The organism is Haloarcula sebkhae (genome assembly GCF_014647415.1).
Lineage (GTDB): Archaea > Halobacteriota > Halobacteria > Halobacteriales > Haloarculaceae > Haloarcula > Haloarcula sebkhae.
The window spans coordinates 667,467-692,347 of the sequence record NZ_BMPD01000002.1; the positions used below are offsets into that span (position 1 = coordinate 667,467).

Here is a 24,881-nt window from a genome sequence, read left to right on the forward strand (position 1 = left end):
TCCACCCCGACATGGTCAGTCCTCAGACATTCGGCTGCCGCCGGGCGGCAGGAACTCCTGTATCTGGTCCGGGCTGGCGACCTTGCGGACGAACGACTCGTCGGCGAAGCGGGACCTGAACTCCCGGTACAGGCGCTTGGCGATGTCGTTCTGGGCGTACTGGCCCGGTTCGACGGTGATGCTCGTCGCGGCTTGCCCCTCAATGGCTTCGGGTGGGCCGCCGATGACCCGCGTCTCGTCGTCGCAGGTGATGCCGACCGCGACGCCGACTGGCGTGGACTCGAAGTACGTCCGGTCGCCGCGGATGGCGAAGCCGCCTTTCTCCAGGTATTCGCCGCTTTCGGGCGTCTTCGACACCTGGTCGGGGTCAACCATGTACACGTCGCCGGCGAACTTCCCGTCTTTCCAGACCGAGGAGTACGAAACCGCGAACTGCGCGGCCTGGTCCAGCGAGGACTGCGGGAACTCCACCTCCTTGGACGGCTCGCTGGGACCGGTCGCCTTGAGGACCGTGACCGGGCCGCCGTGTGCCTGCGCGTGGAAGAACTTGTCACCGCCCTCCAGGTACTTCTGGACGAGTTCCTCGTTGTCATCTGCGTCCCGACCGCCGATGACGAGGAAGCCGTCCGAGGTGTGGAACCAGCGGAACTGCTCGTACCACTGTTCGGTCGACCGGGTGGGAATGGACTGCATCGAGAGCCAGTCGGTCGGTTCGTCCTCGCTCTGGTCCTCGTCGGCCTCGTCGTCACCGTCGTCGGCCTCCCACTCGTCACGTCGCTCTTTGACCGCTTCGAGGTCCTCACGGGTGTTCTCGATGGCAGCGAGCGCGCCCTCTTTCTTCTCCTCGATGCGTTTGGCCTCTTTGTACAGTTCGTCGGCGTTCTTCTCGACGCCGGTGAAGGCGTCCACCGTGACGCGCGTCCCGTCGATATCGAGGGTCACCGTCCCCTCGCTCCCGTCCAGCGAGACGACCGCCTCGGCAGCCGCGATGCCGCGGTCGGCTCCCTCATCGAACTTCGCCTCGATGTCGTCCCAGGACACGTCGTCCTCACGAGCGGCCTGAACCGTCGAGAGCACGTCGTCGACGAGGTCGTAGTTCGCGTACAGCAGTTCTGCTTTCTCCCGCTCGGCCTCGGCGTCAGCTTCGAAGTCCTCGATAGCCTGCTTCTGCTGCTGGATGATGCGCTGCTGTTTCTCTATCTCGGCCTCGAAGTCCGGGCGCTGTGTCTCGCCGCCCTCGACTTCCTCCTCCCGCTGGAAATTGAAGAAGTAGTCGTCCAGCGCGGAGTTGAACGCCGTGAAGGATTCGCTGTAGAGTTCCTCGTACTCCGACAGCGGAATCGGGGTCACGTCGACGCGCCGCCGGTCTGGGTCATCGCCGGACCCCTCGTTACCTGCACCGTCACCGTCGTCGAGCGTCTCGTAGTATACCCGCGGGTCGACATTCCCCTCGCGCAGGCGCGTCCCCATCTCATCGATGAGTTCGTACAGCCGCTCGAAATCGGATTCGTCGAGGTCGTCGACGGCGACGTTGTAGTCGATGCCGGCGCGGGTACACAGCTCCTCGCCGTAGAGACCGCCGAAGTTCAGTTGTGTCGCCAGCGTCCGGACGAGGTCGGCGTCGGATTCCTTGATACGGGCAACGAAACCGTCGTAATCGACGGTCATCGGATTGAACCGCGCCGACGGGAACTCGTAGGGTGTCCCCGGCGCGACGGTGCGTGATTTGAGCCGGACCGTCTCTAGACAGTCGATGACCTCGCCGTATTCGTCCAGCACGGCGACGTTGCCGTCGCCGAACAGTTCTGCAACGATGGTCGTCGATCCGTCCTCGCGGTCGAACTCCAGTTCGATGATACGGTCGAACTCGAACTGCTCGACGCGGACGAGGTCAGCGCCCGACAGCCGGTTCCGGAGCATCATCGCGAAGTCCGGCGGTCGACCCGGCGCGTCGGGGACGTGGCTCTGGTCGGCAACGTGGGCGCGCTTGACGTCACCGACCTCGATGAGGAACTCGACGCGCCCGCGGTCGAAGTCCCGGAGCTTCAGTCTGACGAGGTCGTCCTCGGGGTAGAGGTACGCCTTGTCGAGCTTCGCGCCCTCGTAGCCGGCGAGTTCGCCCTCCAGAGCGGCGAGGTCGACGCTCGTCAGTTCCCGCTTGTGGTCCATGTCGGTGGCTGTCGGCGGGCACCCAAAGGCGTTCCGTTACCCGCTGTCGGCGATTGCCTCGCCCGTCTCCAGTCCGTTCCGTAGCGCCGCGTGGAGTCGCCCCTCGCCAGCCACCCAGTCGCCGGCGAAGTGCAGGTCGTGCTCGGCCGCACACGACAGCAGGTCGTGGTCGACCTCGCCCTCGGGCTGAGAGTAGCGCCAGTGCTGGTGGTCGGTCCAGTCGGGGTCGGCCAGCCGGTCGTCGTCCAGCAGTCGGGCCGTCCGAGTTGCGATGTCGTCGATAAGCGTGTCGGGGTGTTCGTCGTAGTTCGCAATCGACCACGGCTCGTTCATCTGGACCAGCAGGAGCGACTCCCCGTCGGGGACGTGGCCGTCCTTGCATTCCTCGCGGCCGATCCAGCCGATGTCGTGGTCCTTGTCGCTGTTGACCGCGGCGTACCACGGCACGTCAAGTTCGAAGGGGTAGTGCAACACCCCGGCGATGACCGTTCGGTAGGGGACCGAAGCGACCTCCTGCCGGAGTTCCCGGCAGTCGTCGTGGTTCCACCGCGACTGCCCCAGCAGGTCAGCCGTCTGCGGAGCCGGCGGTGTCAGCAGCGCGGCATCGAAGTGCCCGAGGTCCGCTCCGTCGTCGTCCTGAAGCAACCAGCCGTCGCGCTGTCGCTCCAGACGCTCGACCCGCACGCCGTTCTCTACCTCGGCGTCCGTCTCGTTGAACAGCCGCTTTGCAACCTGCGTAATCCCCGCCTCGTAGGTCCATTTGTGTTCGTCAGCATCTCGACCAGCGTCGATGTCGCCGGCCCTGTCGAACGCGTACACCGGTTCCTCGATATCGACGAGCCCCTCGGTCGGGAGTGCCTCGGTGACCAGTTCGGTCACGCGGTCGTCGTCGGCCTTGAGATAGTTCGCCCCGTACTCGTACGTGCAGTCGCCGTGGCGCCGGGTCGCGGCGCGCCCGCAGACACCACGGCTCTTCTCAAACACTGTTACGTCGACGTCCGTGTCGCGGAGCGCGTAGGCTGCCGCCGCACCGGCACCACCAGCACCGACGACTGCGAGGTTACGAGACATACTTGCCAGTCGGGCGGTACGAGTAAAAATCCACCACACAACCAGTTCGGACCGCTCGCCCGTGGTCCGATTCAGCGATCCCACTGGCGTCGAGAGCCCCGACCCGTCCAGCCGATGACGGCGAGTATTGCGATACCGACACCCACCTGGCGGAGTGAGAACCCCGGTCCCTGTGCCGCGGTCGTCGCCTGCTCGTCACCGTCAGTTCCGGAAACAGATTGACTTTCGACTCTGAGCGACCCCGCCGTCTCACCGTTGACCCGTACCGTTCCGTTGACTGCCTCAAACTCGGTCTCGACGACCGTCTCTTCCCCTGGGTCAAGCGCCACTCGATCCGTTGCCACGGGTTCGCCGTCGACCGTCACAGTCAGCGTCTCGTTGACCGGCCGCGAACGGGTGTTCGTTACTGTCGTTCGCACAGTCGTATTGAACCCGGCCCGGACCCAGTCAGCCGACAGGGACGCGTCCGAAATCCGGACGTCGGCGCTCCCCTGTCCGCCGGAGGTGGATGCCTCGTCGGTGTCCGTTTCGGTTTCCGTCCCAAACCCGACGGTTCCGTTCCCGCTACCGGTCGTGTTGTCAGCAGGCGCACCGCCGCCCGCGGTTTCGTTCCGGGTCGTCGTGTTCTCCTCTTCGTCCGACCCATTCGAGCTATCGGAGTCGTCGTCTGCATCGGCCGAATTGTTTCGGTCAGCGCCATCATCTGCGTCGGTTTCCTCTTGGATTCCGTTCTCGGTCGGTTCATCCGTTTCAGTCGGTTCTTCTGTCTCCTCGGTTTCCGCAGTTTCTGTGGGTTCTTCGGTCTCAGTCGGTTCCTCAGTCTCCTCGGTTTCTGTGGGCTCTTCCGTTTCAGTCGGTTCCTCAGTCTCCTCGGTTTCTGTGGGTTCTTCAGTCTCGGTCGGTTCCTCCGTTTCCTCAGTTTCTGTGGGTTCCTCTGTCTCAGTCGCTTCTTCCCTCTCTTCGGTCTGCTCACCGTCATCCTGTGTGTCGGTCTCGTTAACCTGCCCGAGTAGTGTCCCTGTGTGGCGTTCGAGAACAGATGGAACGATGGGTCCGGGTGTGCTTGCTGTGGTCTCTGACTCGCTCTGTGGACCGGCGTCGGAAGCGACCACGCCGCCGACGGCGAAGACGGATGCGAACACAGTGGTGGCAAAAACGACAGCGACGGCAGTACAGAGTGTTCTGGCCTCGCTCATACAGGGGATACGTGAGTAAACGATTAGTTACGCAGCAGCCAACCCGTCGGTAAGGTCGTCCTTCCAACGCTGAAACTGGAGAGACGGAAAGTCCCTGTCCACTGGAGCCTTACACCCGTCGGCGGAGTCGGGCGATGCCGGCGAGTAGTGCCACCACAATTGCCACTAGCTGGACGGTGAACCCTGGGCCGGACGCTGCGACCGTTTTCGCGGCTGGCTCCGCGCCGCTGCCCTCACCAGTCTCGTCAGTTCCGGACTCGCCTGTACTCTGGGCGGTGTCTGAGCCGACACGCAGATCACCGGCACTGACGCCGTTGACCGCGACTGCGCCGTCAACAGCCTTGAACTCCATCGTCACAGTAGTTTGTTCGCCGGGATTGAGTCGGACAGTCCGAGAGGCGACCGAGTCGCCGTCGACGGTGACTGTCAGCGTCTGTTCGACGGTTTCGTCGGTCGGATTCTCCACTGCCGCTCGCGCCGATGTGTTGAAGCCAGCCCGGACCCAGTCAGCCATCAGAGACGCATTAGAAACGGTGAGTTCTGCGGGCATCGGTGTCGATACATTCGTATTCGAGGGGCTAGCTGTCGTCGTCGGGGTGGACGCATTAGCGACCGGAGAGACGACAGCGATGGTCGAGAGATTGGACGATGATGCCTGGATAGACTTATTGGTCGCGTTGGCAGTACTGGGTAGCTGACTCCAGGACCCGTTGTGGTACTGGAACACCCGGACGCTATCCATCGATCCGTTGGTCGGAAGCGCCGATTCGTTGAGCCGCAGGGTGTACGTCGCTCGGCTGATGGCAGACGCATTTGCGCCGGAGGTGACGGTCACGTACCCACGCACACCGTCTTCCTGAACTTCGGTCATGTCGTTCGGCGTGGCGTGCGGACCGAGCAGCGTCGCGTTGAACCCATCACTTTCGTTGGTCACGTTGAGCGAGAGTGCAGAGAGGGTGAACGCCGGCGCGGTCTCGGACGGACCGGAACGGTTCAGCGACTGGGTGACCGTCGAGTTTGCGGCGTCGGCAGTCACCCGGACAGTGACCCCGTTGTCGATATGGGACTGCGAGATCGCGGGAGCCTCTGCGCCGCCGCCGTTGTCGGTCTCGTCTGCGTCGTCATCGAAGTCGAATCCGCCGCCTCCACCACCGCCACCGCCGCCTCCGCCTCCACCACCGCCACCGTCGCTACTGTCTTCAGCTTCGACAGCGAGCGTTTCGGTGGGGACGTTGCCAATGGAGAGTGACCGATTGCCCTCATCGTCGAAAGAGATACTGAACGAGACAGTTGCTGTCTCACCGCCGGCAATCGGACCGACAGTTTTGGACTTGAGTGTCCGATTGCTTTCTGTGAGCGCCACGGTGTAGTTTCCACTCTCTGTGCCGACATTTGCGACAGTTGCTGTCACGTCCACTGAATCGCCGGTTTCGACGGACTGATTACTCAGTTTTGCGTCGCGAACCTCGAATCTCGAAGACTGCTCGTCCGTAGCTGTTTCAGTTCCAGTCCCGTCTTCATCGGTGGCGGCCTCAGTTTCGTTCTCTCCCTCAACCGTAATCGTCTTGCTCACATCTCCGACGGAGAACTGATGGGTTCCAGTTTGCTCAAAGGTGTGGACGTACGTGTCCGTCCCCGACTCACCCGGTCCAAGACTGAACGACACTGCATCGACAGACCTGTCGTCGACGTATGTGAAAATATCTCGCTGACCGGACACAGCTCCAGTGTTCTCTGCAGTGACGGTCAGTTCGACGGCACCGCCCTCGGTGACCGTCGTCCGGTTCCACGAGTGGTCCGTGACAGTGATATTCGGCTTACCAACGACCAGCGTGCCGGCGGAGTCACCGTTGACTGTCACCTCGTGTTCCCCATCATCGATGTAGCCGCCGTCATCGGTCTCTAACACGTAGGTCGTGGTCACGTTTCGTTCACCTGGTGCGACACTGACATCTGTTGAACTGATGACCGTCACCTCCCGCCCGCCAACTTCGACGGTAATCGGCACAGTCCCGGCAGTGCCGCCCGTGTTCTCGAAGGTGACCCAAACCTCGGGTTGGGGCGTTTGCATCTCCGCCGTATTGACTCGCTTGTCTATCAAGCCGGCATCACGTACCTTGATGTCTGGTGGGCCGGCTCCACCCCCGTTCTCTGCTTCGACAGTGAGTGTCCCGGCAGCCGCGTCGTTTATCGAGATACTTCGATTACCGCTCTCGTCGAATGAGCGGATGTACGACACCGTCGTCGAATCACCACCATCCAGCGTCACCTCTCTTGTTACCTCGGTTTTGCCATCGACGGTGAACGGCACCTCAAAGCTCCCTTCCCGGTCGCCGGTGTTCGTTACGGTAGCAGTTATTTCAACAGCTTCGCCGACGTTGACCGTAGATCTATTGAGTTCGCGCTCTGTCACCGCAAAACTCGGTGGCTCACCGACCGTGATGGTTTGCGTCTCCCCAGCGGTGCCGAACTCGAACTCACCGGCTTCGTCGAACGTGTGTACGTATTTCTCTGTCCCCGAGTCGTCCGGCTTAAGATTGAACGATACCCCGCCGTCGGATTTCCCGTCGACGATGGTGAAGATGTCTCGCTGTCCGGAGACAGTGCCCGTATTCTCCGCTGAGACAGTCAGTTCGACGGCTCCACCCTCACTGACTGTCGTCGTATTCCAAGAGTGGTCCGTGACGGTGATATTGGGTTCGCCGACGACTAGCGTGCCCGCGGGTTCGCCGTTGACCGTCACCTCGTGTTCCCCGTTTTCGATGTAGCCACCGTCACTGGTCTCCAGCACGTACGCCGTGGTCACGTTGCTCGACTCATCCGGCGCAACCGTCGCTTCGTCGGGACCGATGACCGTCACTTCCCGCCCGCCGACCTCGACGGTAATCGGCACAGTCCCGGCAGTGCCGCCCGTGTTCTCGAAGGTGACCCAAACCTCGGGTTGGGGCGTTTGCATCTCCGCCGTATTGACTCGCTCGTCGATCAGGCCGGCATCCGTTGCCCGAATGTCTGACTCTCCGATGGTTCCTGTCTCGTGATTGGACGCAGCCGCGACACCCGGCCCAAACATCGGGGTCGTCGACACCGCAACCACCATCAGTAGCGTCATCGCTGATAGCCACAGGCCCGTAATCTTACCCATGGGGTGGTCGATGACAGTATGGTAATTAGTTAGCGGGAACGAATCGCCAAGTAAGGTCCTATTATCGCGTTTACCGTCCGCTACCGCCAGTTCTAGTCTAATAAGGGGCGAACCCCAACATTACAGGTAATGGCCTGTTCGGCGCGCCCGGACCTAGGGCTGGCGTGTCGGTATACATATAGTACCTCAAACGGCGACCGTTCTTTCGGTCGTCGCCTGAGTTCTGCCGCGCGATGAAGGCAACTCTCGGCTAGCCAGACACACAACAGCGCAGTTCTGCAGCGATGCCCTACCGACAGGACACCCAGTTTCACACGTCCGAGGATGGCAGAAGGAGAAAATCAGGTCGAGCGGCTATCAGAGACGCTTGCTCACGTATGGGCCGTCCTGCTTGTACCCCAACTTCTCCCGGTAGTACTGCCGGACACCGATACCGGAAATGACAGCCAGTTTCGGGAAACCGGCATCACGGGCCAGTGTCTCTGCTTTCTCCAGCAATCTCTTCCCGTAGCCCTTGTGCTGGTGGTCCCCGTCGTCGCCCTCCTGGCCGACGCCGACGGCGTTGCCGTAGACGTGGAGTTCGCGAACGATTGCGGCGTCCTGTAGCTCCCGGCGTACCGGATCGTTGGGGAACCGGAGCCGACAGAAGCCGACGAGCACGTCGTTCTCGAAGTCTTCGAAGGAGATGAAGTGTTCCGTGCCGCCACAGGCCTCGTAGGTCATCACGTTGAGTTCGATGTTCTCGGCCTCGTCGTCGCTGTGTCCGGCCTCCCGACAGCGGATGCAGTCACACGTCCAGCCGTGTTCTTCCATGCGCTGCCAGGCGAGCTGGCGGAGGTTCGACTTCCAGACGCCGCCCTCGATGAAGTCCGCCGGGATGTCCCGCTGGACGCGCTGGAGGCGGGTGTAGCGGGGGATCATGTCCTTGATTTCGGCGACTAACTCGGCGGCCTCGTCGTTGTCCAGCGGGTCGAACTCGTCTTTGCGCCACCAGTCGTAGGTGACGGTTCCCTCGACGATCAGCGTCGGGTATATTTTCAGATAGTCCGGCCGCCAGTCCGTCTCGTCGAAGATGCGTCGGAAGTCCTCCAGACACATCTCCTTGGACATTCCGGGCTGGCCCGGCATCATGTGAAAGCCGACTTTGAACCCTGAGTCGCGCAGGCGGCGGTTGGCGTCGATGGAGGCCTGAACGCCGTGGCCGCGGTGCATCTCACGGTTGATGCGCTCGAAGGTGGTCTGGACGCCCACCTCGACTTTCGTGGCGCCGAGGTCGAGCATCCGGTCGATCTGTTCGGGATCACACCAGTCGGGCTTCGTTTCGAACGTCGTGGCGACGTTGCGGACGTCGGCGGTCTCGTTTTCCGCGATGACATCCTCCAGATACCGGAACTCGTAGTCGTCTTCGGCGAAGCTCACGTCCTCTGCGGGCGTCGGCTCTCCATCCACGTCGAAGTCGTTCATCGCCTCTAGGGCTCGCTTGACGAACCACTCCTGATAGTCGTGGCTCCGAGCTGTCATCGTTCCGCCCATCACGATGAGTTCGGCCTTGTCGACGGGGTGGCCGATTTCCCGCAGTTGGTTGAGCCGGAGGGTCACCTGTCCGTACGGGTCGTAGTCGTTCTGTTCGCCGCGTGCGGCCGCGGGCTCGTGGCCGGTGTAGGACTGGGCGGAGGAGAACTCCGAGTCGGGACCGCCGGGACAGTACAGGCACTTCCCGTGGGGGCACCGCTCGGGCGACGTCATGATAGCGATGGGGGACACACCTGAGGCGGTCCGAACCGGCTTGCGCTGGAGAACCTCCTCCAGCACCTCGCGGTGTTCCTGTGGCGCGTAATCGAGCAGTTCGGAGTTTTTCGGCACTTTCGGTGCGGAGTACTCCCGACAGACGTCGATCTTGGCTGATTCGACATCGTCGCGCTCGACCTCGCCTGCGAGAATCCGGTCGACCAGCTCCGCACACACCTGCTGGAAGGTCTCTGTCTCGTCTGGGTCCGGCGTCTCCGTGCTCATCGGGTTGTGCGAAATCGGCGTCTCGGCCGAATAAGCGTGTCGCTCGGGTATCGTCAGCGACAGGGGTAGCCGTGGGGTTCATTGTGCTGTCACACCAAATAGACATATGAGCGGTGATACTGACGACACTGGAAGCCTCGACCGGCCGACCTTCCGTGGCTGTGTGTTCTGTTACAGCGCAGAATGGGCGTACTACGGTGTCAAGAAGGCAGCCAGGTCCGTCTCGTCACCGGATACGTAGGGCCCGTCGAATTCCGGAAACAATCCGGGGCCGTCTGACCTCCGCCGCAGACGCCCTCGTTATTTTGAGTGATACTGCGGGTAAGTCGATACATGTTGACCAAAGCGTGAGAACGACCGTCGATACGTCAATGCTGGTGTTGACGATCCGCTGTATTGTGAGCGGCCGGTAACACGGCTGCCGCCCAGAGAGCGGCGGCAGACTAATTTCTAGAAACGACGACCGGTTCTCCGGCCACGACGGACGCACCGAGCGACGCTATATTCCTCCGATAAAGGGGTGAACGCGACGATACCGCAGTTCAAGCATTGATAATCCGCACGAAAGGGTTAATTTGCGGTACTCAAAGGATGTGTACGTATGGCACAGTCAACGGGAGATATCGGGCATACAACAGGCAGCAATCCGAGCGTAGCCGAGCGGCTGGAGAATTTCGTATCTTACATACCAGACGGCTCGACAATCCCGGACAAACAGTGGCGCAACCGGCACCGGAGTGTGGTGCTGGTAACATTACTGCATATCCCGTTTCTGTTCGGGCTTGGTATCTACACTGGGTCAACACCGATAGCTGAAGCGCAAATCCCTGCTACCGCGCTCCCTCGGGTCCTGTTACTCTGTGGGGTTGTGTTTGCCCTGTCTGCAGGTAGTCTCATCAGTCGATTCAGGCGGCGAATCAGAACTATCCTCTCAGTCACGGCGGTGTTCGTGTCGTCGCTGGCTCTCGTCCAACTCTCTGGCGGTTATATCGAGGCCCATTTTCACTTCTTTGTCGGGATGGCGATCGTCGCTGTCTACGAGGACTGGGTCCCGTTCCTGTGGGGACTGGGGTATGTAGTTATGACCCACGGATACTTCGGGACCATCGACCCGAGTCGCGTCTACAACCACACGGCAGCGATTAACAACCCGTGGGTATGGGGGCTCATCCACGGTGGGTTCGTCCTGATGCTGTGTGTCGCCCTCGTAAACAACTGGGTGTCAACCGAGCGGTCACGCGAGAAATCCCGAGCGCGTTTCGAAGAGGCCGAACAGCGTGCCTCGGAAATTGACGATCTCCAGGCCAAGCAAGAAGAAATAGAGCAGCAACGCGCTGAGGCGAAGGAGGCCCGTGAGAAAGCGGAGCGCAAGATGCAGGAAGTCGAGCGGCAAAACACTGAACTGCAGGAGACGGCCAGCAGATTCAGTGAGGCGATGGCGACCGCGGCCGACGGTGACCTGACGGTTCGTGTCGATCCCGACAAGGCCGACAACGACGCGATGGCCCGGATCGCCGAGTCGTTCAACAAGATGATGACGGAGACGGAATCGACGATGGAAGAGATACAGGCGTTCTCAGAGGAAGTCGCGTCCACGAGCGACCAGGCCACAGCCGGTGCCAACGAGGCAACGGGGGCCAGCGAAGACATGAGCGAATCGATTCAGGGCATTGCCAGCGGGGCGGACGAGCAACGGGAAATGCTTGAAACCGTCTCCGGCGAGATGACCGATCTGTCGGCGACCGTCGAAGAGGTCGCCGCCTCCGCCGAAACCGTCGCAGAGCGGTCCCGCGAGACAGCCGAGATCGCGGACGACGGCGAAGAGACGGCACAGGAAGCGATAGCGGGCTCCCGTGAGGTCCAGACAGCGATCGACTCGACAGTCGAAAACGTGGAGCGACTGGACGAGAAGATGGCCGAGATCGGCGAGATCGTCGAACTCATCGGCGACATCGCCGAGCAGACGAACATGCTGGCCCTGAACGCCAATATCGAGGCTGCACGGGCCGGAAACGGGTCGGGCGGTGACGGGTTCGCCGTCGTCGCGGACGAGGTCAAACAGCTAGCCGAGGAGACGCAGAACTCTGCGACCGAGATCGAACAGCTCATCGCGGAGACGCAGGCGCAGACCGAAACAACGGTGACGGAGGCACGTGGAGCCAAAGCGGACATGCAGGAGAGTACAGAGGCCGTCAAAGAGGTCGTCGACACGTTCACGCAAGTGGCCGAGAACGCCGAGGCGACCGACAACGGTATTCAGGAGATCAGCGATACGACCGATGACCAGGCCGCCACGACAGAGGAAACTGTGTCGATGGTCGAGGAGGCCGTGGACATCAGCGAGGCGACCGCCGCGGAGACCGAAACCGCGTCGGCGACGGCGGAGGAACAGGCTGCGTCTATGTCGCAGGTCAGTGCCAGCATCGAATCGCTCGCCGAGCAGTCTGAGCGACTCCAGACGATGCTCGCAGAGTTTGAGGTCGGCAGCCGCTAAGGCTCACTCCTCCCAGTACTCTTTTTCGGCGTTCATATCGAGATACGTCGACAGCGTGCGGTCTGCTTTCTCGCCGCCCGGGGGCGACCCGGCGTACAGTCCGACCATCTCCCGGTCGGGGTAGACGGTGATATCCGGCTCTTCCATCGTCGAAACCATCAGCAGTCGGAGTTCGGACTCGCCGGCTTCGATTTCGTGGGCGCTCTTCTCGCCGGCCGGGAGCGCGACGTAATCGCCCGGACTGAGTGCATATTCCTCGGCCTCGGGGCCGAGCCAGAGCGTTCCCGTCCCATCCCGGACGAATATCGCTTCCTCGTTGCCCTCATGATAGTGGCGCACCCAGAGTCGCTTGCCCGGCGGGACGGTATAGAGGCTTGCGCCGAGTTTTTCGCCGCCGGCGGCGTCACCGATCTGTTTGCGCTTGAACGTCCGGTCGCCGTGTTCGTGGTCGGTCCAGTCGAGATCGGCTTCGTTGACGGGCCCGTCGCTCATGCCCGGTCAGACTGCCGGCGGAGAGAAAAAGTCTGCTACGTTACAGTTCGTCGGCCAGCACGTCGAGCGTGGCGTCGAGGACGGCCGGGCGTTCGCCGGCCAGGTAGCGGATGGTCCCCTCGCGGACGCTCCGCGTCGCGACGCCACCTTCGGGAACTCGCTCGCTGACTTCGCTGACTAGCTCGTGCAGGTCCAGGTCCCCGTTGGCACGGACGTACATCGTGTCCGTCGAGATGCCGAGCACGGCGTCGCTCTCGTCGCGAACGTCCCGGTGGAGTTCATCGAGCAGGAGCGACTCCGGCGGGAACTCGTACTGGTGAGTGAACGCATCCGTGTCGAGCACGGCGATGTCCACGTCCCCGACGGTCCGGTGATCGAGGTTAGCCCGAGCGGTGGACACCTCCTCGTCGACCTTCTCGCGGAACTGCTCGGCGATGTGGCCGGCGAGACCGCCCACGTCCTCCTCGTCGTCACCGAACACGAGGTCGGTGATGAGTTCGCGCTTGTCCTCGTAGGACTGGTAGTGGGCTTCGAGCGCGACGGCTTCGCGGAGCTCCGACACCGCGGTCTCGTCGTAGCCGGCCTCGCTGGCAGCCGCAACGTAGGGCTCTGGGATGTCCTCCCAGAAGCTCACGGCCGGGAGGTGCCCCAGGTCGTCGCGAACGTCTTCGTTGACGTGTGCGGCCACGTTGGCCGCGAGCGACGTTGAAGTAGTCTCCGAAACGGCGTCGGCCGACGGTGAGACGACAGCGTCAACTGTGTCGACGACCGCGCCGTCGACGTCGATGTCGTCGATGACGACACTCGGCGCGCCGTAGACGTTCAGCAGGTCGAAGCCGTCGAGGCTCTCGCGCGTGCCGCCAGCGGCGACGAAGACGAACAGCGGGAGCTTCTCCTCGTGGCGCTCCCGGTTGTCCAGCATCGTCGTCGTGTCCTTCGTCGCGTCGTCCATGTCGTAGACGCCGCCCTCGATAGGTCGCCGGTCGAAGTAGTGGTACTTCGCGTCGGCGCGGCGGTGCTGCTCGGTGACAAGCGGGAGCGCGGCCCGTTCGAGGGCGCTGCCGGCGAGGTAGCCGTCCGCGGTGTTGGCGTGGCGGACGATGACCGGTCGGTCGGTCAGCACTGCCTTCCGGATCTGGGTCGCCGCTTCGACCAGTTCCTCGGAGAGCGCCGCGACCGCCGTGTCGTCGGCGAGCGGTTCGGCCGTGTCGGGTCGGGCTTCGTCGTCGAGGGCGTCGGCAAGTCGCTGTTCGACTTCCTCGCGTTCCTCTGCTTCGAGCACGTCGAGTTCCTCGGTTTCGACCTGCAGTTCGCCGCGACGCTCGCGGACTTCGCCCGACAGTCGGACGTAGTCGTCCTCCTCGACTTCGGGATAGGCACGAACGCCTGCTTCGACGAAGGCCGCGCAGTCGACGGTGCCGGTTTCGTCCTGTAGTTCGAACACCGTCGGTCCGGAGGTCTGCCGAATGCCGACGACTTCGCCCTCCAGTCGAACGTCCGCACCGACGTGGTCGTCAAGGTCGCCGATAGCCGCAGCGACCGGTTCGGCGGTGGTCGCTTCGTCCGTCTGCTCGTCGCTCTCTGCGTCGACTTCCTCGTCGGATTCGGTCATGACGGCGGTGTTCGACCCGCTGTCGTTGCCGCCGACGGCCGCGGTGCCCTCGACGCGGTCGTCGTCGCTGGCCCGGCTGACAGCACCGGCGCTTGTGGAACTCTCGGATTCAGACTGGCTTGTGCCGGAGTCGTCGTCCGCACTCGATCCGTCGTCGTTCTGGCTTGTTGACTCGTCGGCTGTCGATTCGGACTCGACCTCGCCGGAGCCGTTGTCGGACTGCACCTCGTCTTCGTCGTCTTCGTTCTCAAGCAGGACGGAGTGGCCGATGTCCGGGTCGTCGACAAGGACGCCGCGGAACTCGCGCTCGGACTGGCGGATCGACCAGCCGAGGTCGACGTTGCCGTTGTCCCGTACGTTCTTGACCTGGACGTAGACGGTGTCGCCCGAGTCCCAGTCGAGGGAGTCGAGCCGTTGGTCCAGTTCGCTCCGATGGAGCAGCCCCGTTACGCTGTCGCCGATGTCGACGAACACGCCGAACTCGGCGAAGCCGTCGACACTGCCGCGGTAGTAGCGGTCGACCGATAGCTGGTCGGCACGAGACCCGCGGAACTCGAACAGGGCGTCCTCCTCGTGGAGGTCACAGATGCGTCCTTCGACAGATTTGCCGCAGATGATACACGAACCCATTACACGGTGCAAGCATGTCGGGCCTAAAACGGTTGTCGAATTCCGGACGAACGAAACAGGTCCGCTATTCGAACATCTCGCTCTCCTCTTCCAGCAGTTCGAGACCTGAGGCGACCGCTTTCGCCTGTTCCGGGAACAGGGCAACCTCGATTTCGCTCCCCTGTTCGTCTTCGAAGGCAATTTTCACGCGCTTGTCGCCGTACTCCCGAACGTCGACGCCCTCCACGTCGTACATCTTGATCGTCGCTTCCTTGTTCGACGGCCCGACGCTCTTGAACGCGCCATCCTTGAGTTCCAGCATGAACTGGTCGATGTCGATACTGAGCATCGTGTGGAAACGCACGCCGGCGGACCCTAAAACCCGTAGTCAGCAGCCAGTACCGAGAGGGCCTGGAAGCCGCGGAAGCCGTAGCCGAAGATGATCGCGGCGGGGACGGCCCCGACGATTGCGGCGACCGGAAGCCGGATATTGTGGATCACGGCGGTGCCAAGCAGGTACAGCCCCGCGCCCCAGGCGGTGACGAGTACCCGGACCTCGGCGCTGGGCAGGCCCGCCAGCAGACAGGGGGCCATCGCGTAGCACATCACCTGCACAGTCTCACTGACGCCGCCGCGGTCCGACGCGACCGGAAGCAACAGCAGGGTCTGCAGTGCGGCCGTCAGATGCACCGTTGCCGGCGTGACGAACACGAGGATAGCAAACAGCGCCAGCACCGCGACGCCGGGCGAGAAGCCGCCGATAGCTGGGTAATCGAACGGCCCCGTGGACAGGAGCCCCCGCTCGGCCAGCTTGACGACAGCGTAGCGGCTCACTTCCTCAAAGAGGACCACCGTCGCCGCGAACACCAGCCCCGGTGCTTGGTCACCCGGCGCGACGCCGGTGCGGAAAAAGCGCCGCGGACGGCTGAGTATTTCTACCCACGCACGCACCAGTGCGACTGGCCCGCGGTCCCGGCCACCGGTCGGATTCTCGACCCACTGAGTCACGCCGGGAACTTGGGCGCGAGACGGTTTGACCGTTTCCTTCTCTCGGTCAGTGGCCCCGTCCGGCTCGGACACGCACAGCGGTCCTCGCGGCTAATCGTCCGCTCCGATATTCTCCGTACTCTCGAAACACGCCGGGTCCGGCTCGATGTTCGCGTACTGGACCGCTTCCTCACCGAGCGTCGTCACGCGGTCTTCGATGTCGGCGTCAGTTATCCGGCCGTCAGCGATGTGATTGTGCGCGTTCGGAATCGCTGCCTGATGCGGGATGACCCAGCAGTTCAGCGCCCGACAGACCGAGCGGAGGTGTTCGAGCGCAGTGATGGGAAAGCCCCCGCCGGCGACCGCTAGCAACCCGACCGTCTTGTGTTCGAACTCGTCGAAGCCACAGTAGTCGAGTGCGTTCTTCAGCACGCCGGAATAGGACCCGTGATACACCGGCGTCCCCAGCAAAATCGAATCAGCTGCGTGGATGCTGTCAGCGAACTCGACGGCGTCGCCTGCCTCGCGGTGGTCGGCATCGAACACCGGCAGGTCGAACTCACGGAGATCGAGCAGTTCCGTCGTCGCCCCCAACTCCTCGGCAGCGGCGAGCGCGCGCTCGATACCGACTCTGGTGTAGCTCTGGTCTCTGAGACTGCCGACGACACCGACGACGTGTGGTTCGGACATGGCGGCTCTATGGAGTCGGGCCGGTATATCGATGGGGGTGACGAGGCGCACCGCTTGGCTCGGTTCCCCTGCCAGTCTGTCACGACTACGGTGGGTATCTGGCCACCGCTCAGTTGTCGTGGTACACGTAGAGGAGGTTCGGATACGGGATGTATGCGACGCGTTCCAACCCGCCACCGCTGACCTCTTTTTTCAGATGAACGCCGTTCGACCCCTCGACCACATCGTGAATGTTCTTGATTTCGGTGCCGTCACTCAACTCAGCTGTCATGTGTGACATTACACAGCCTACGCACCCTGGTCGTAAAGCGCCCCGGGCTGTGCGTGGTCGACAATAGCAGTCGCTAAAAGCAGTCCGGATTGCGCGTGGTTCGCTAGCGTGGGCGGCTGGAAAAGGTGTCCGTGGCTCAGGAGCCGAGTTGAATCTTCTCGGACGACGCCTCCTCGCGGGAGCGGTGGCCGAGGTCCGCTTTCAGCGCCTCGATAGCCTCCTCCGGGTCGGTTTCCGAATCAAAGACCCGGTCGAAACCGAGCGCTTTGAACGTCTCGCGCGTCTCCTCGAAAGAGTCCTGCCCGACAGCGAGATTGCCGCCGATGTAGGTCGTCACGTCCAGCCCGGCCTCGTTGATCTGCTGTTGGAACCCCTGGCAGTCCTGCTCGGCGTGACCGTACAGTGACGAGACGAGTATCGCTTCGGCGTCGTGTTCATCCGCGGCGTCGATGAACTCCGACTGGGACGACTGGACACCGAGGTTGATTACGTCGAACCCGGCCGCTTCGAAGGCTCGCTCCAGAATCGTAATCCCAACGACGTGCGCGTCGGAGCCGATGACACCGAGGATGACTGTCCTCATACAAGACCACCAATGGGTGTCAACTACATAAACCTAATGATAAACCATGATAGATCGTGAGAACGGTTCACACACTGGGGAGAGGATATTAGCCATGATAGCACAAACGGACCGATAGACACAGCATCTATGGTACGCGACACGCCTCAGCCTCTGTCCGAGCCTCGGGTACTGCGCCGCCTATCGCGCCAGTCCACACACTGTGGCGCCCGCTTGGAACCACCCCTCTGTCCGTCGTCGGGACACGCATGACGACCATCCGCCGAGCCTTCGACGCCGACGCCGACGGCATCCGCCGGGTCGCGCGGGCGGCGTGGCACGACGCCTACGACTCGCTTGATTCCGACGTCATCGACGAGACGATATCCGACTGGTACGCCGACCCGCTGGGCAGCGCGCTCCACGGGTGGGCTGGCGGCGTCCCCGCCAACGACCTCGACGATATCGAAGCGACGCTCCTGGTCGCCGAGCAGGATGGCGAAATCATCGGCTTCACACAGGGTATCACCATGCCCACGATGGGAACGATGTTGCGGCTGTACGTCCACCCGGACCACCACGGGGAGGGTGTCGGGACGGCGCTGTACGACCGACTCGAAGACATCTTTCTGGAACACGGCGTCGAGCAGTTCCGGGCGCTCGACCTGGCCTCGAACGACCGGAGCCGGGAGTTCTTCGAGAACCTCGGCTTCGAACGGACGAATATTCGCACGCTTACTATCGGCGGCGATCCCTACGACGAAGCTGTGTATTCTCGCAAGCTATCGCCCGAAGAAGGGGACGACTAGCAGCGGGGAGTCACCTGCGTGTCATATGAAAATCAAGCGGTTACCGCTGCAGGCGGGCGACCCGTTCCCCCCCGCTGTCGTCGACATCGACCAGTCCGTCATCGGCTAAATCCGCAAGCAGCCCGCGGAGCCACTCCCGGCCGTACTCTCCCTCAGGTGCGTAGTCAACGCGCACACGCGGCCCCAGCTGGTCCAGTTGCAGTTCGTCGTACTCCTTGAGCGCCGAAATGACGCGGCCACGCATCTGTCGACGGCTCCCCTCGAACTCGGGCTGGGTCGGGACATCCGGCGCGGTGAAATCGCCCGTCTCGTAGGCTGAACACCACTCGCGCCAGGGGCACTGTGCGCCGTCACAGTCCGGCGTCTTTTCGCAGGCGACACCGCCCAGTTCCATGATAGCGTTGTTCCAGACCCGCGACTGCCCTGCTGGCATGAGCGTGCCCGCAGCCGCTTCAAACGCCGAATCGTCGTCTGGCACATCGAAGGCGCGATACAGGACGCGTTTGACGTTCGTATCGACGACGGCGTTCCCGTTGTTGAACGCGAAGGAAGCGACGGCGTTGGCGGTGTATGGGCCGACGCCCATCAGATCGCTGAGGCCGTCCGGGTCCCGGGGCCACTCACCGTCGTAGTCCTCGACCACTTGGTTGGCCGCCTCGTGGAGGTACTTCGCCCGGTTGTTGTATCCCAGCGAGTGGCTGGTCCAGAAACCCACCACGTCCGAACGGTCAGCCTCGGCCAGCGCCGCCGCGGTCGGCCAGCGGTCCAGAAAGTCCTCCCAGGCGTCGACGACCCTGTCCAATTGTGTCTGCTGGCTCATCACCTCGGAAACGAGGATCTCGTAGGGGTCTGTCGTCTCCCGCCACGGGTACGAGCGGTGGTCCGCCTCGTACCACTCCACGAGTGCGTCCTGGACAGCCGACGGGTCCGCGGGCACGCCGCCCGGACGGTCCGTCGCTGTCGACTGGTCAGTCATACCCCCGTTTGGCTCCGTCCTGATTTGTGCGTGGCGGTCGTTGCTGCTCGTCGAGGACTGTGCGTCTGGAAAGAATCATCGCCCGAAGTGGAATCCATCTCCCAAGGCACAACCGGTAGTGTCAGTCGTCAGCGTCGGATCGTCCCCACTCGAACTCGGTTCCGTACCAGTCCGGTTCGTCCTCGCTGAACACGTCCGCGAACACGAACATCGCGCCGTCGGGGTAGGTCGTATCGATGTACACCCGCCAGCCGTGGGCCTCCGCGATGGTCTTGACGATAGAGAGGCCGAGCCCGGTTCCGTCCTCGCTCGTCGTGTGGCCGTACTCGAAAATGTTGTCGACCGCGTCGGTCGGTATCCCAGGCCCGTCGTCGGCAACGTAGAAGCCGTGTTCCGTCAGCCCGACCGTGACAGTCACGTCCGGGCCGACGTGGTCGATGGCGTTTCGAAACAGGTTCTCGAGGGCTCGCAGTAGCCGTGCCCGGTCAGCATCGATGGTTCGGCTGCCCGCGACTTCGATGCTGGCGCGTTTGTTGTCGATGTTGTCCCACGCATCGGTGACGACGGCCTCTAGCGGAACCGGGGCCGTCTCCTCGACGCTTGCGCCCTTTCTCGTCAGCGTCAACACGTCGTCGATTATCGACTCGATACGGTCGTGTGCGTCTTCGAGTTTCTCGATGTGGGACTGGAGGTCGGCCGAGTCCGTCTCCGGGTCCGACAACCGCGTCGCCAGCAGTTCGACGTGGCCGCGGGCGACCGTCAGCGGGTTCCGGAGGTCGTGGCTCAGCGTCGACGCGAACTCGTCCAGCCGCTCGTTCTGGCGTTCGAGTTCGTGGCTCGACCGCTCGGCCTCTTCACGAGCCGCCTGGGCCTGTCGGATCTGACTCCGGAGCGTGTCCCGCATGTTTTCGAAGGCGTCGTACAGCCGCCCAATCTCGTCCTTCCGAACTGTCGAGATGTCGACGCCGAGGTCACCCTGTTTCATCGCCTGCGTTCGGTCGCGGAGCTGTACCAACGGTCGCACCGTGTGCCGTCCGAAAAGGTACCCTGCGACGCCCAGTGAGACGACTGCCGTCCCGATGACAGCGAGAAATCCCAGACGGACGAGTCGGCCTGTCCCGTACAACGACTCGCGCTCAGCGCTCGTCGCGACCACCCACGACGTGCCGTTGACAGGTGTGTACGTTGTGACATGGGACCCAGTTTCGATAGTCGTCGTTTGGCCCGCTGTTGCGGCCCGGAGGCCGTCCTGACTGATCGGTACGGAACTGCTCTGACCGTCAATAAGCGGGTCCCCGTCCCCGGTGAACAGTTGCGTCTCGAACCCGCTGCGCCCATCGTCAAGCTGCTCAATTGGGACCCGGGCAACCAGCACTAGTACTCCGTCGCCATCGGAGACGGGCGTTACGAACGCCATCGAGTGGCCGTCACCGTCCGCATATGCCGTCGATTGTACTACTGTCTCGGTATCTGTGGTGTCGTTCATCGCCGCCATCACGGGAGACTCCCACGCGGGTTCGACCGCCCACGGAGACCGGCCTTCTGTACTCGTCCCAGTGCTCGCGACGACTATCTGAGAGTCGTCAACGGTGGAGACGTAGTGGAGCGAACGAATCTGTGACGACTCTGCCGTGGCTGCTGTGGTAAGATACTGTCTGATATCTGCGGGCGTCCCAGTGCCGTACACCCCTGAGGCTGCGATAGCGATTGCCTCCGTCTCGGTGGTTGATCGCCACTGCTCGATACTGTCGGCACGATGCGTAGCCGACGTTTCAAGATCCGTCGCCGCGTCGCTGACGACCCGTTCCTGTATCAGGGAGTAACTACCGAAGCCGACGGCTGCGAGTACGACGATGATTACTGCCAGCGCGACAGCGAACTTCGCCGCGTAGTTACGCGTGTACACGTCCGGGAGGACTGCGTGAAGCCGCTCTCGCAGCCCGTCGGACTGGCTGGACGCTGCTGTCTTGTCCCCACCACCTGTCATTATCTGATCTGAATCTGTCAGTAGTTGACCGCTACCCATCGTTATGTTCAACCCATGATATAATTTATCATATGTAATACTCGCAGGGACACGTGTTTCGACGGAGCGGCCCCAGACGAGTCGTAAGGGGTTTCCTCGCGCTCATCGTCCCCTTTCGTATGAGCCTCGACGATCTACAGGATGATATCGAAGCGGCGTACAGCGACTTCGACGACGAGTTCGAGCTGTCGATCGACCGCGAGACGCGTAACGAACTCGCGATGCTGTCAGTCGCACTCGACCCGGACGACCCGGACGAACTCATCAGGCGCGCGGTGCATATGCTGTTTCAGTCGACGGTCGACCGTGGAACGCTGGATTTCCACCTCCGATCGAGTTACGACTGCACGTACGACGAGTACCTCTCGGGGATGACCTTCGACCAGATGACCGGGAACGACTTCCCCCAGCAACAGGACAAGGACGACCGGCGCTACCAGTTTTAAACGAAGAGCCCCAGCGCCAGCACCGTTGCGACACCCAGAACCACCGAACTCCAGAACGCGACGCGCGTGGCGAAGGCTCGGTTCGGTCCCGGGGCAGTCAACGCTGCTTTGACCATGATACTGGCCGCCGTCGCGGCGAGGATAGCAAGCATCGCCGTCGGCCCGTCGATAGCGCCGCCGCGGTACAGCAACACGGCCGAGGTCGTCGCCCCGGCGCTGGAGACCAGTCCGCTGAGCGCCGACGTGATGTAGAGACCCGTCGTTCCGAACTGCGTCTCCGCGAACCCCCCAGCGACCACGACCAGCAGGAACACGCCGCCAAAGGCAAGTGCATTCCGTAAGGAGAACGGGCTTTCAAGACCCATATCGACTGTCTCAGCCCAGTCGGCGGTGTATGCAGCGACGGCGACGCTGCCGACGATAACGGCCCCCAGTGGAATGATTGCCTCTACCAAGACGCCACGCTCGAGCGTGAAGAACACGGTAATGAGAAGATTCCGGAGCGCCATCGCTGCGTCGGCTAGCAGAATCGCGGCAACGGCATACGAGGTTGCGTCCGGCCGCTGTCGGACGTGGTCGAGCATCGTGCCGACGACCGCCGTCGACGACGCCAGGCCGCCGAAAAAACCGGTGACGGCGATGCCACGACCGCCGTACGTCTGGACGATAGCGTAGTTGACGATGCCGATGCCGGCGACGAACACCACCATCAGCCAGATAACGCGCAGTTCTACGGTCACGTCGACCAGTCCGCCGGGTAGCTCGACCGGTTCTGATGGGAGCAGCGGGTAGATGACGAAGGCGATGATGGCGAACTCCGTCGCCGAACGCAGTTCCTCGCGGGAGAGTCCCCACGCCAAGGAGTGGAGTTCCCGCTTGAGCACCAGCAGCAGCGACGAGAAGACGGCGACCGAGACGCCTTCGAGGATGAACCCCTGTGCGACCAGCGCCCCGACGCCGTAGGCGACGAGCATCGACACAGATGTGGTCAGCGACAGCCCATCGTCTTCCGCATCGCCGAGGAGCCCCTGCACTGCGAGCAAAATCCCTTGTACGATGACCAGCACGCCACCGACGACGAGCAGTGCCTGGTTCTCGACCAGCGTAAACACCGCAGCGAGCAGGCTAATCAGCGCGAACGTCCGAATGCCGGCCGACTTCTGTGACCACTCCCGCTCTAGCCCGAGAAACATCCCGAGCGCCCCCGCAAGCAGGATTCGAAACACAGTCGTCTGAATCGGCTCCGGGGATAGTTGCAAGAGGGTCGACACAGATGTGATACAGCAGGCGTGGGCTAAAGTGGTAGGGGGTCACGTCAGCCGGTATCTGTCGACTCACAGACCCAGTGCTACCAGCGAGACGACGGTCTCAGCACAATCGGCGCTGCGACGTTGTTATAGGTCGACGTACTGGTCTTCCCACTCGCGGCGTGCGTCTATCTCACGACGCCCGCGGCGCGTGAGCGTGTAGAAGTTGGTCCGGCGGTCGCGCTGCCCCTTCTCGACTAGTCCCTTGTCGACCAGGGTGTCGAGGTTCGGGTAGAGACGGCCGTGATGGATCTCCTTCTCGTAGTACGCTTCAAGCTCCTCCTTGATAGCTAAGCCGTGGGGTTCCTCTCTGCCAGCGATCACGTAGAGAAGGTCACGCTGGAATCCTGTCAAGTCGTGCATCGATTCACCTATGTAATGATTTAGTATCTATACTGTTAAATATATCGGCCCAGAGAATTTGATATATTTTCGTCAGTTCGGGGTGTCGAATTTTCTGCACATAGACTCTCAGTCAGCATTTTGTCCATATGGTAAATACAGTCAGTATATCATCATTCTCCGGAAACTGATGGCAACAGTATTAATTGTCACTGTAGAAAACAGTCAGCAGAACCATAGCTGTTTGAAGCCGAGGGAGTAGTCGGCCGCAACGTCACCGTGCGTATCTCAGAACGATGGTCGACGCCCCGAGAGACGGACCCGAGATTACGCTCAGCGCATGGACGGGGTCACGTCGCGCCGCCATCGAAGGTGGAGTTCGAGGTGAAAGCCGAGCACGAGTGCCCGGAGGGCGGCGACGGAGAGCTCAGCATCGGAGTCGAACCGGGGTGGTCCGAGAGCGCGACAGAGACAGAGGGGTCTATCGAGTAAGTCGTATCGTCCAGCAGTTCCTTTTCCGAGGAACAGAAATCTCTCGTCTTAGATCGTTTGCAGCGAAGTAAGTGGAAAGCGGTCGCGAAAAACGCGACCGCTTGCCGCCCTGAATTGGTCCCCGCTGACGCTTCGGCCCTCCAAGCGAAGCGTCACTTGGTCGAATGGGGCAGAATAACTTAAAAGTACCGGCCCCGTCCAGCAGGTGTTAGTTATCGAATTAAAAGCGGATGTAAGCTGTAACTAACCTAGATATGTTCCTCCTCAAGCACCCATCCAAGTGCCCGCTTGTAGTGGGTGAACATCATACGGACTCGCTCGTGGTCCATCTCCTCGTCGTCTAGCTGTTCAGCGAGGAACTCGTACTGCTCACGGATCTCGTTTTCCGAGCGCATACGTTGGCGTAGACAACCCTCACGGAACAATCTTGAGGGCTGGCCTCTCAGCATCACGTATGAAAGTCCGCGGGGAGCGCGAGTGTCAGGACTGTGGCACGCGATGGCGGTACTACGAAACTGGGAGCATCGCCTGTCCGGACTGTGGGAGCATCCACAGTGTCGGCATCGACGAGCACACCGAACACACCGACACACCGGCTACGCTCGATCTGACGCCTGTCCGGAGCCGAATCGACACGGATACGACGCGGGAGATCGCTGACGCAACCGCCGAGCGCTGCCGGGAGTACACGCGCAAGCGGGGATTCATCGACGCGGGCGAACTTCGCCCGCTCGACCCGACGTTCGTCGCCGCGGTCGAACTCCAGCACATCGGCACACACCTCTCCCGAGAGTTACGTAGCGGCGACCCGGCGGAGCGGTACTTCTACGAACTGCTCGGCGGGGCTGACAACGGCGACCGTCCGGCCGTCGACGAGGTCCCGTCGGCCCTTCGAGTGCCGTACGGGCTAGCGATGGCGGCTGTCGTCGACAGCTATCAGCGGGACGTGCGGACGTATCTGGACGCCAATCCGGAACCGACCGCACGACAGCTCTCCGGGCGGATTCGCGACCATCGGAAGCGCATCGAGGCACTAGACGGCGATGTCGACCCCGCGGACGCGAACCGCCTCGTCCATGCGGCGCGGGACCTGGGGTCGTACATCACCGGCGACGAGAGCGCCTTCGTCAGAGCTGAAAACTGGCTCACCGGAATCGAGGACGATACGGTTTAAG

General features: G+C 62.3%; 23 protein-coding genes. 6 read left to right on the forward strand and 17 right to left on the reverse strand.

The genetic code is table 11. The features are described from left to right. Nucleotides 1-15: 15 nt before the first annotated feature. The 5 genes from rqcH to IEY38_RS09480 all read right to left on the reverse strand — a co-directional run bounded on the left by rqcH (nt 16) and on the right by IEY38_RS09480 (nt 9,591). On the reverse strand, nt 16-2,169 hold the full coding sequence (rqcH, locus tag IEY38_RS09460) for a ribosome rescue protein RqcH (protein WP_188977264.1): 2,154 nt from the start codon (nt 2,167-2,169) through the stop codon (nt 16-18). Between the two features lie 36 nt (nt 2,170-2,205). Further along, complete coding sequence (locus IEY38_RS09465) at nt 2,206-3,240, reverse strand: NAD(P)/FAD-dependent oxidoreductase (protein WP_188977265.1); 1,035 nt, start codon at nt 3,238-3,240, stop codon at nt 2,206-2,208. Nucleotides 3,241-3,311: 71 nt separating this feature from the next. After that, nucleotides 3,312-4,436: a hypothetical protein gene (locus tag IEY38_RS09470; protein ID WP_188977266.1), complete on the reverse strand. Its 1,125-nt coding sequence runs from the start codon at nt 4,434-4,436 to the stop codon at nt 3,312-3,314. A 109-nt stretch (nt 4,437-4,545) separates the two neighbouring features. Then, nucleotides 4,546-7,545, reverse strand: coding sequence for a CARDB domain-containing protein (locus IEY38_RS09475; protein ID WP_188977367.1), 3,000 nt, complete (start codon nt 7,543-7,545; stop codon nt 4,546-4,548). A 390-nt stretch (nt 7,546-7,935) separates the two neighbouring features. Further along, on the reverse strand, nt 7,936-9,591 hold the full coding sequence (locus IEY38_RS09480; protein ID WP_170096180.1) for a tRNA uridine(34) 5-carboxymethylaminomethyl modification radical SAM/GNAT enzyme Elp3: 1,656 nt from the start codon (nt 9,589-9,591) through the stop codon (nt 7,936-7,938). Between the two features lie 106 nt (nt 9,592-9,697). Between IEY38_RS09480 and IEY38_RS21650 the strand changes: the two genes are divergently transcribed. Both IEY38_RS21650 and IEY38_RS09485 read left to right on the forward strand, forming a co-directional pair. Continuing rightward, complete coding sequence (locus IEY38_RS21650; protein ID WP_268238762.1) at nt 9,698-9,832, forward strand: hypothetical protein; 135 nt, start codon at nt 9,698-9,700, stop codon at nt 9,830-9,832. Nucleotides 9,833-10,192: 360 nt separating this feature from the next. Then, nucleotides 10,193-12,085: a methyl-accepting chemotaxis protein gene (locus IEY38_RS09485; protein WP_188977267.1), complete on the forward strand. Its 1,893-nt coding sequence runs from the start codon at nt 10,193-10,195 to the stop codon at nt 12,083-12,085. A gap of 3 nt (nt 12,086-12,088) precedes the next feature. Here IEY38_RS09485 and IEY38_RS09490 read toward each other — a convergent pair whose 3' ends face one another. The 7 genes from IEY38_RS09490 to glmS form a co-directional block, all read right to left on the reverse strand. Next, nucleotides 12,089-12,577 (reverse strand): cupin domain-containing protein, encoded by a 489-nt coding sequence (locus IEY38_RS09490; RefSeq protein ID WP_188977268.1) that lies wholly within the window; start codon nt 12,575-12,577, stop codon nt 12,089-12,091. 40 nt (nt 12,578-12,617) lie between these two features. Continuing rightward, the gene (locus IEY38_RS09495; RefSeq protein WP_188977269.1) at nt 12,618-14,819 is read right to left on the reverse strand and encodes a DHH family phosphoesterase; all 2,202 of its coding nucleotides are present in this window, start codon (nt 14,817-14,819) and stop codon (nt 12,618-12,620) included. A 64-nt stretch (nt 14,820-14,883) separates the two neighbouring features. Then, nucleotides 14,884-15,147 (reverse strand): hypothetical protein, encoded by a 264-nt coding sequence (locus tag IEY38_RS09500; RefSeq protein ID WP_004592637.1) that lies wholly within the window; start codon nt 15,145-15,147, stop codon nt 14,884-14,886. A gap of 26 nt (nt 15,148-15,173) precedes the next feature. Next, complete coding sequence (locus IEY38_RS09505) at nt 15,174-15,806, reverse strand: YIP1 family protein (RefSeq protein WP_188977369.1); 633 nt, start codon at nt 15,804-15,806, stop codon at nt 15,174-15,176. A gap of 90 nt (nt 15,807-15,896) precedes the next feature. Beyond that, nucleotides 15,897-16,475: an NADPH-dependent FMN reductase gene (locus IEY38_RS09510; RefSeq protein ID WP_188977270.1), complete on the reverse strand. Its 579-nt coding sequence runs from the start codon at nt 16,473-16,475 to the stop codon at nt 15,897-15,899. A 109-nt stretch (nt 16,476-16,584) separates the two neighbouring features. Further along, nucleotides 16,585-16,755, reverse strand: a complete 171-nt coding sequence (locus IEY38_RS09515) for a hypothetical protein (protein WP_188977271.1) — start codon at nt 16,753-16,755, stop codon at nt 16,585-16,587. 127 nt (nt 16,756-16,882) lie between these two features. Next, nucleotides 16,883-17,329 carry a methylaspartate mutase subunit S gene (gene glmS / locus IEY38_RS09520; protein ID WP_005534263.1) on the reverse strand — a complete coding sequence of 149 codons (447 nt, stop codon included), beginning with the start codon at nt 17,327-17,329 and terminating at the stop codon, nt 16,883-16,885. A 248-nt stretch (nt 17,330-17,577) separates the two neighbouring features. Here glmS and IEY38_RS09525 point away from each other — a divergent pair, with 248 nt between their 5' ends. After that, the gene (locus tag IEY38_RS09525; RefSeq protein ID WP_188977272.1) at nt 17,578-18,117 is read left to right on the forward strand and encodes a GNAT family N-acetyltransferase; all 540 of its coding nucleotides are present in this window, start codon (nt 17,578-17,580) and stop codon (nt 18,115-18,117) included. Nucleotides 18,118-18,157: 40 nt separating this feature from the next. On the opposite strand, the gene IEY38_RS09530 is transcribed toward IEY38_RS09525, so the two are convergent. Together IEY38_RS09530 and IEY38_RS09535 are read right to left on the reverse strand one after the other, a co-directional pair. Further along, the gene (locus tag IEY38_RS09530) at nt 18,158-19,093 is read right to left on the reverse strand and encodes an HhH-GPD family protein (protein ID WP_188977274.1); all 936 of its coding nucleotides are present in this window, start codon (nt 19,091-19,093) and stop codon (nt 18,158-18,160) included. Between the two features lie 121 nt (nt 19,094-19,214). Beyond that, nucleotides 19,215-21,080, reverse strand: coding sequence for a sensor histidine kinase (locus tag IEY38_RS09535; protein ID WP_188977276.1), 1,866 nt, complete (start codon nt 21,078-21,080; stop codon nt 19,215-19,217). 158 nt (nt 21,081-21,238) lie between these two features. Between IEY38_RS09535 and IEY38_RS09540 the strand changes: the two genes are divergently transcribed. Further along, nucleotides 21,239-21,565, forward strand: a complete 327-nt coding sequence (locus IEY38_RS09540) for a hypothetical protein (RefSeq protein WP_188977277.1) — start codon at nt 21,239-21,241, stop codon at nt 21,563-21,565. On the opposite strand, the gene IEY38_RS09545 is transcribed toward IEY38_RS09540, so the two are convergent. Beyond that, on the reverse strand, nt 21,562-22,845 hold the full coding sequence (locus tag IEY38_RS09545; RefSeq protein WP_188977370.1) for an MgtC/SapB family protein: 1,284 nt from the start codon (nt 22,843-22,845) through the stop codon (nt 21,562-21,564). The genes IEY38_RS09540 and IEY38_RS09545 overlap by 4 nt on opposite strands. A gap of 114 nt (nt 22,846-22,959) precedes the next feature. Next, a complete protein-coding gene (locus IEY38_RS09550) occupies nt 22,960-23,235 on the reverse strand; it encodes a PadR family transcriptional regulator (protein WP_004518082.1) in 276 nt (91 codons plus the stop codon). Between the two features lie 258 nt (nt 23,236-23,493). Between IEY38_RS09550 and IEY38_RS09555 the strand changes: the two genes are divergently transcribed. Next, entirely contained in the window at nt 23,494-23,706 is a 213-nt protein-coding gene (locus IEY38_RS09555) for an amphi-Trp domain-containing protein (protein ID WP_188977278.1), read from the forward strand. 248 nt (nt 23,707-23,954) lie between these two features. Here IEY38_RS09555 and IEY38_RS09560 read toward each other — a convergent pair whose 3' ends face one another. Continuing rightward, nucleotides 23,955-24,101: a hypothetical protein gene (locus IEY38_RS09560; protein WP_188977279.1), complete on the reverse strand. Its 147-nt coding sequence runs from the start codon at nt 24,099-24,101 to the stop codon at nt 23,955-23,957. 59 nt (nt 24,102-24,160) lie between these two features. On the opposite strand from IEY38_RS09560, the gene IEY38_RS09565 reads away from it, so the two are divergent. Next, the gene (locus IEY38_RS09565; protein WP_188977280.1) at nt 24,161-24,880 is read left to right on the forward strand and encodes a DUF7117 family protein; all 720 of its coding nucleotides are present in this window, start codon (nt 24,161-24,163) and stop codon (nt 24,878-24,880) included. The last annotated feature ends 1 nt before the right edge of the window (nt 24,881 follow it).

What these genes read in the sequence shown, in the direction of transcription:
- rqcH (WP_188977264.1), bottom strand. Translation starts at nt 2,169, where the DNA reads ATGGACCACAAGCGGGAACTGACGAGCGTCGACCTCGCCGCTCTGGAG.
- IEY38_RS09465 (WP_188977265.1), bottom strand. Translation starts at nt 3,240, where the DNA reads ATGTCTCGTAACCTCGCAGTCGTCGGTGCTGGTGGTGCCGGTGCGGCG.
- IEY38_RS09470 (WP_188977266.1), bottom strand. Translation starts at nt 4,436, where the DNA reads ATGAGCGAGGCCAGAACACTCTGTACTGCCGTCGCTGTCGTTTTTGCC.
- IEY38_RS09475 (WP_188977367.1), bottom strand. Translation starts at nt 7,545, where the DNA reads ATGACGCTACTGATGGTGGTTGCGGTGTCGACGACCCCGATGTTTGGG.
- IEY38_RS09480 (WP_170096180.1), bottom strand. Translation starts at nt 9,591, where the DNA reads ATGAGCACGGAGACGCCGGACCCAGACGAGACAGAGACCTTCCAGCAG.
- IEY38_RS21650 (WP_268238762.1), top strand. Translation starts at nt 9,698, where the DNA reads ATGAGCGGTGATACTGACGACACTGGAAGCCTCGACCGGCCGACCTTC.
- IEY38_RS09485 (WP_188977267.1), top strand. Translation starts at nt 10,193, where the DNA reads ATGGCACAGTCAACGGGAGATATCGGGCATACAACAGGCAGCAATCCG.
- IEY38_RS09490 (WP_188977268.1), bottom strand. Translation starts at nt 12,577, where the DNA reads ATGAGCGACGGGCCCGTCAACGAAGCCGATCTCGACTGGACCGACCAC.
- IEY38_RS09495 (WP_188977269.1), bottom strand. Translation starts at nt 14,819, where the DNA reads ATGGGTTCGTGTATCATCTGCGGCAAATCTGTCGAAGGACGCATCTGT.
- IEY38_RS09500 (WP_004592637.1), bottom strand. Translation starts at nt 15,147, where the DNA reads ATGCTCAGTATCGACATCGACCAGTTCATGCTGGAACTCAAGGATGGC.
- IEY38_RS09510 (WP_188977270.1), bottom strand. Translation starts at nt 16,475, where the DNA reads ATGTCCGAACCACACGTCGTCGGTGTCGTCGGCAGTCTCAGAGACCAG.
- IEY38_RS09515 (WP_188977271.1), bottom strand. Translation starts at nt 16,755, where the DNA reads ATGTCACACATGACAGCTGAGTTGAGTGACGGCACCGAAATCAAGAAC.
- glmS (WP_005534263.1), bottom strand. Translation starts at nt 17,329, where the DNA reads ATGAGGACAGTCATCCTCGGTGTCATCGGCTCCGACGCGCACGTCGTT.
- IEY38_RS09525 (WP_188977272.1), top strand. Translation starts at nt 17,578, where the DNA reads ATGACGACCATCCGCCGAGCCTTCGACGCCGACGCCGACGGCATCCGC.
- IEY38_RS09530 (WP_188977274.1), bottom strand. Translation starts at nt 19,093, where the DNA reads ATGACTGACCAGTCGACAGCGACGGACCGTCCGGGCGGCGTGCCCGCG.
- IEY38_RS09535 (WP_188977276.1), bottom strand. Translation starts at nt 21,080, where the DNA reads ATGACAGGTGGTGGGGACAAGACAGCAGCGTCCAGCCAGTCCGACGGG.
- IEY38_RS09540 (WP_188977277.1), top strand. Translation starts at nt 21,239, where the DNA reads ATGAGCCTCGACGATCTACAGGATGATATCGAAGCGGCGTACAGCGAC.
- IEY38_RS09550 (WP_004518082.1), bottom strand. Translation starts at nt 23,235, where the DNA reads ATGCACGACTTGACAGGATTCCAGCGTGACCTTCTCTACGTGATCGCT.
- IEY38_RS09560 (WP_188977279.1), bottom strand. Translation starts at nt 24,101, where the DNA reads ATGCGCTCGGAAAACGAGATCCGTGAGCAGTACGAGTTCCTCGCTGAA.
- IEY38_RS09565 (WP_188977280.1), top strand. Translation starts at nt 24,161, where the DNA reads ATGAAAGTCCGCGGGGAGCGCGAGTGTCAGGACTGTGGCACGCGATGG.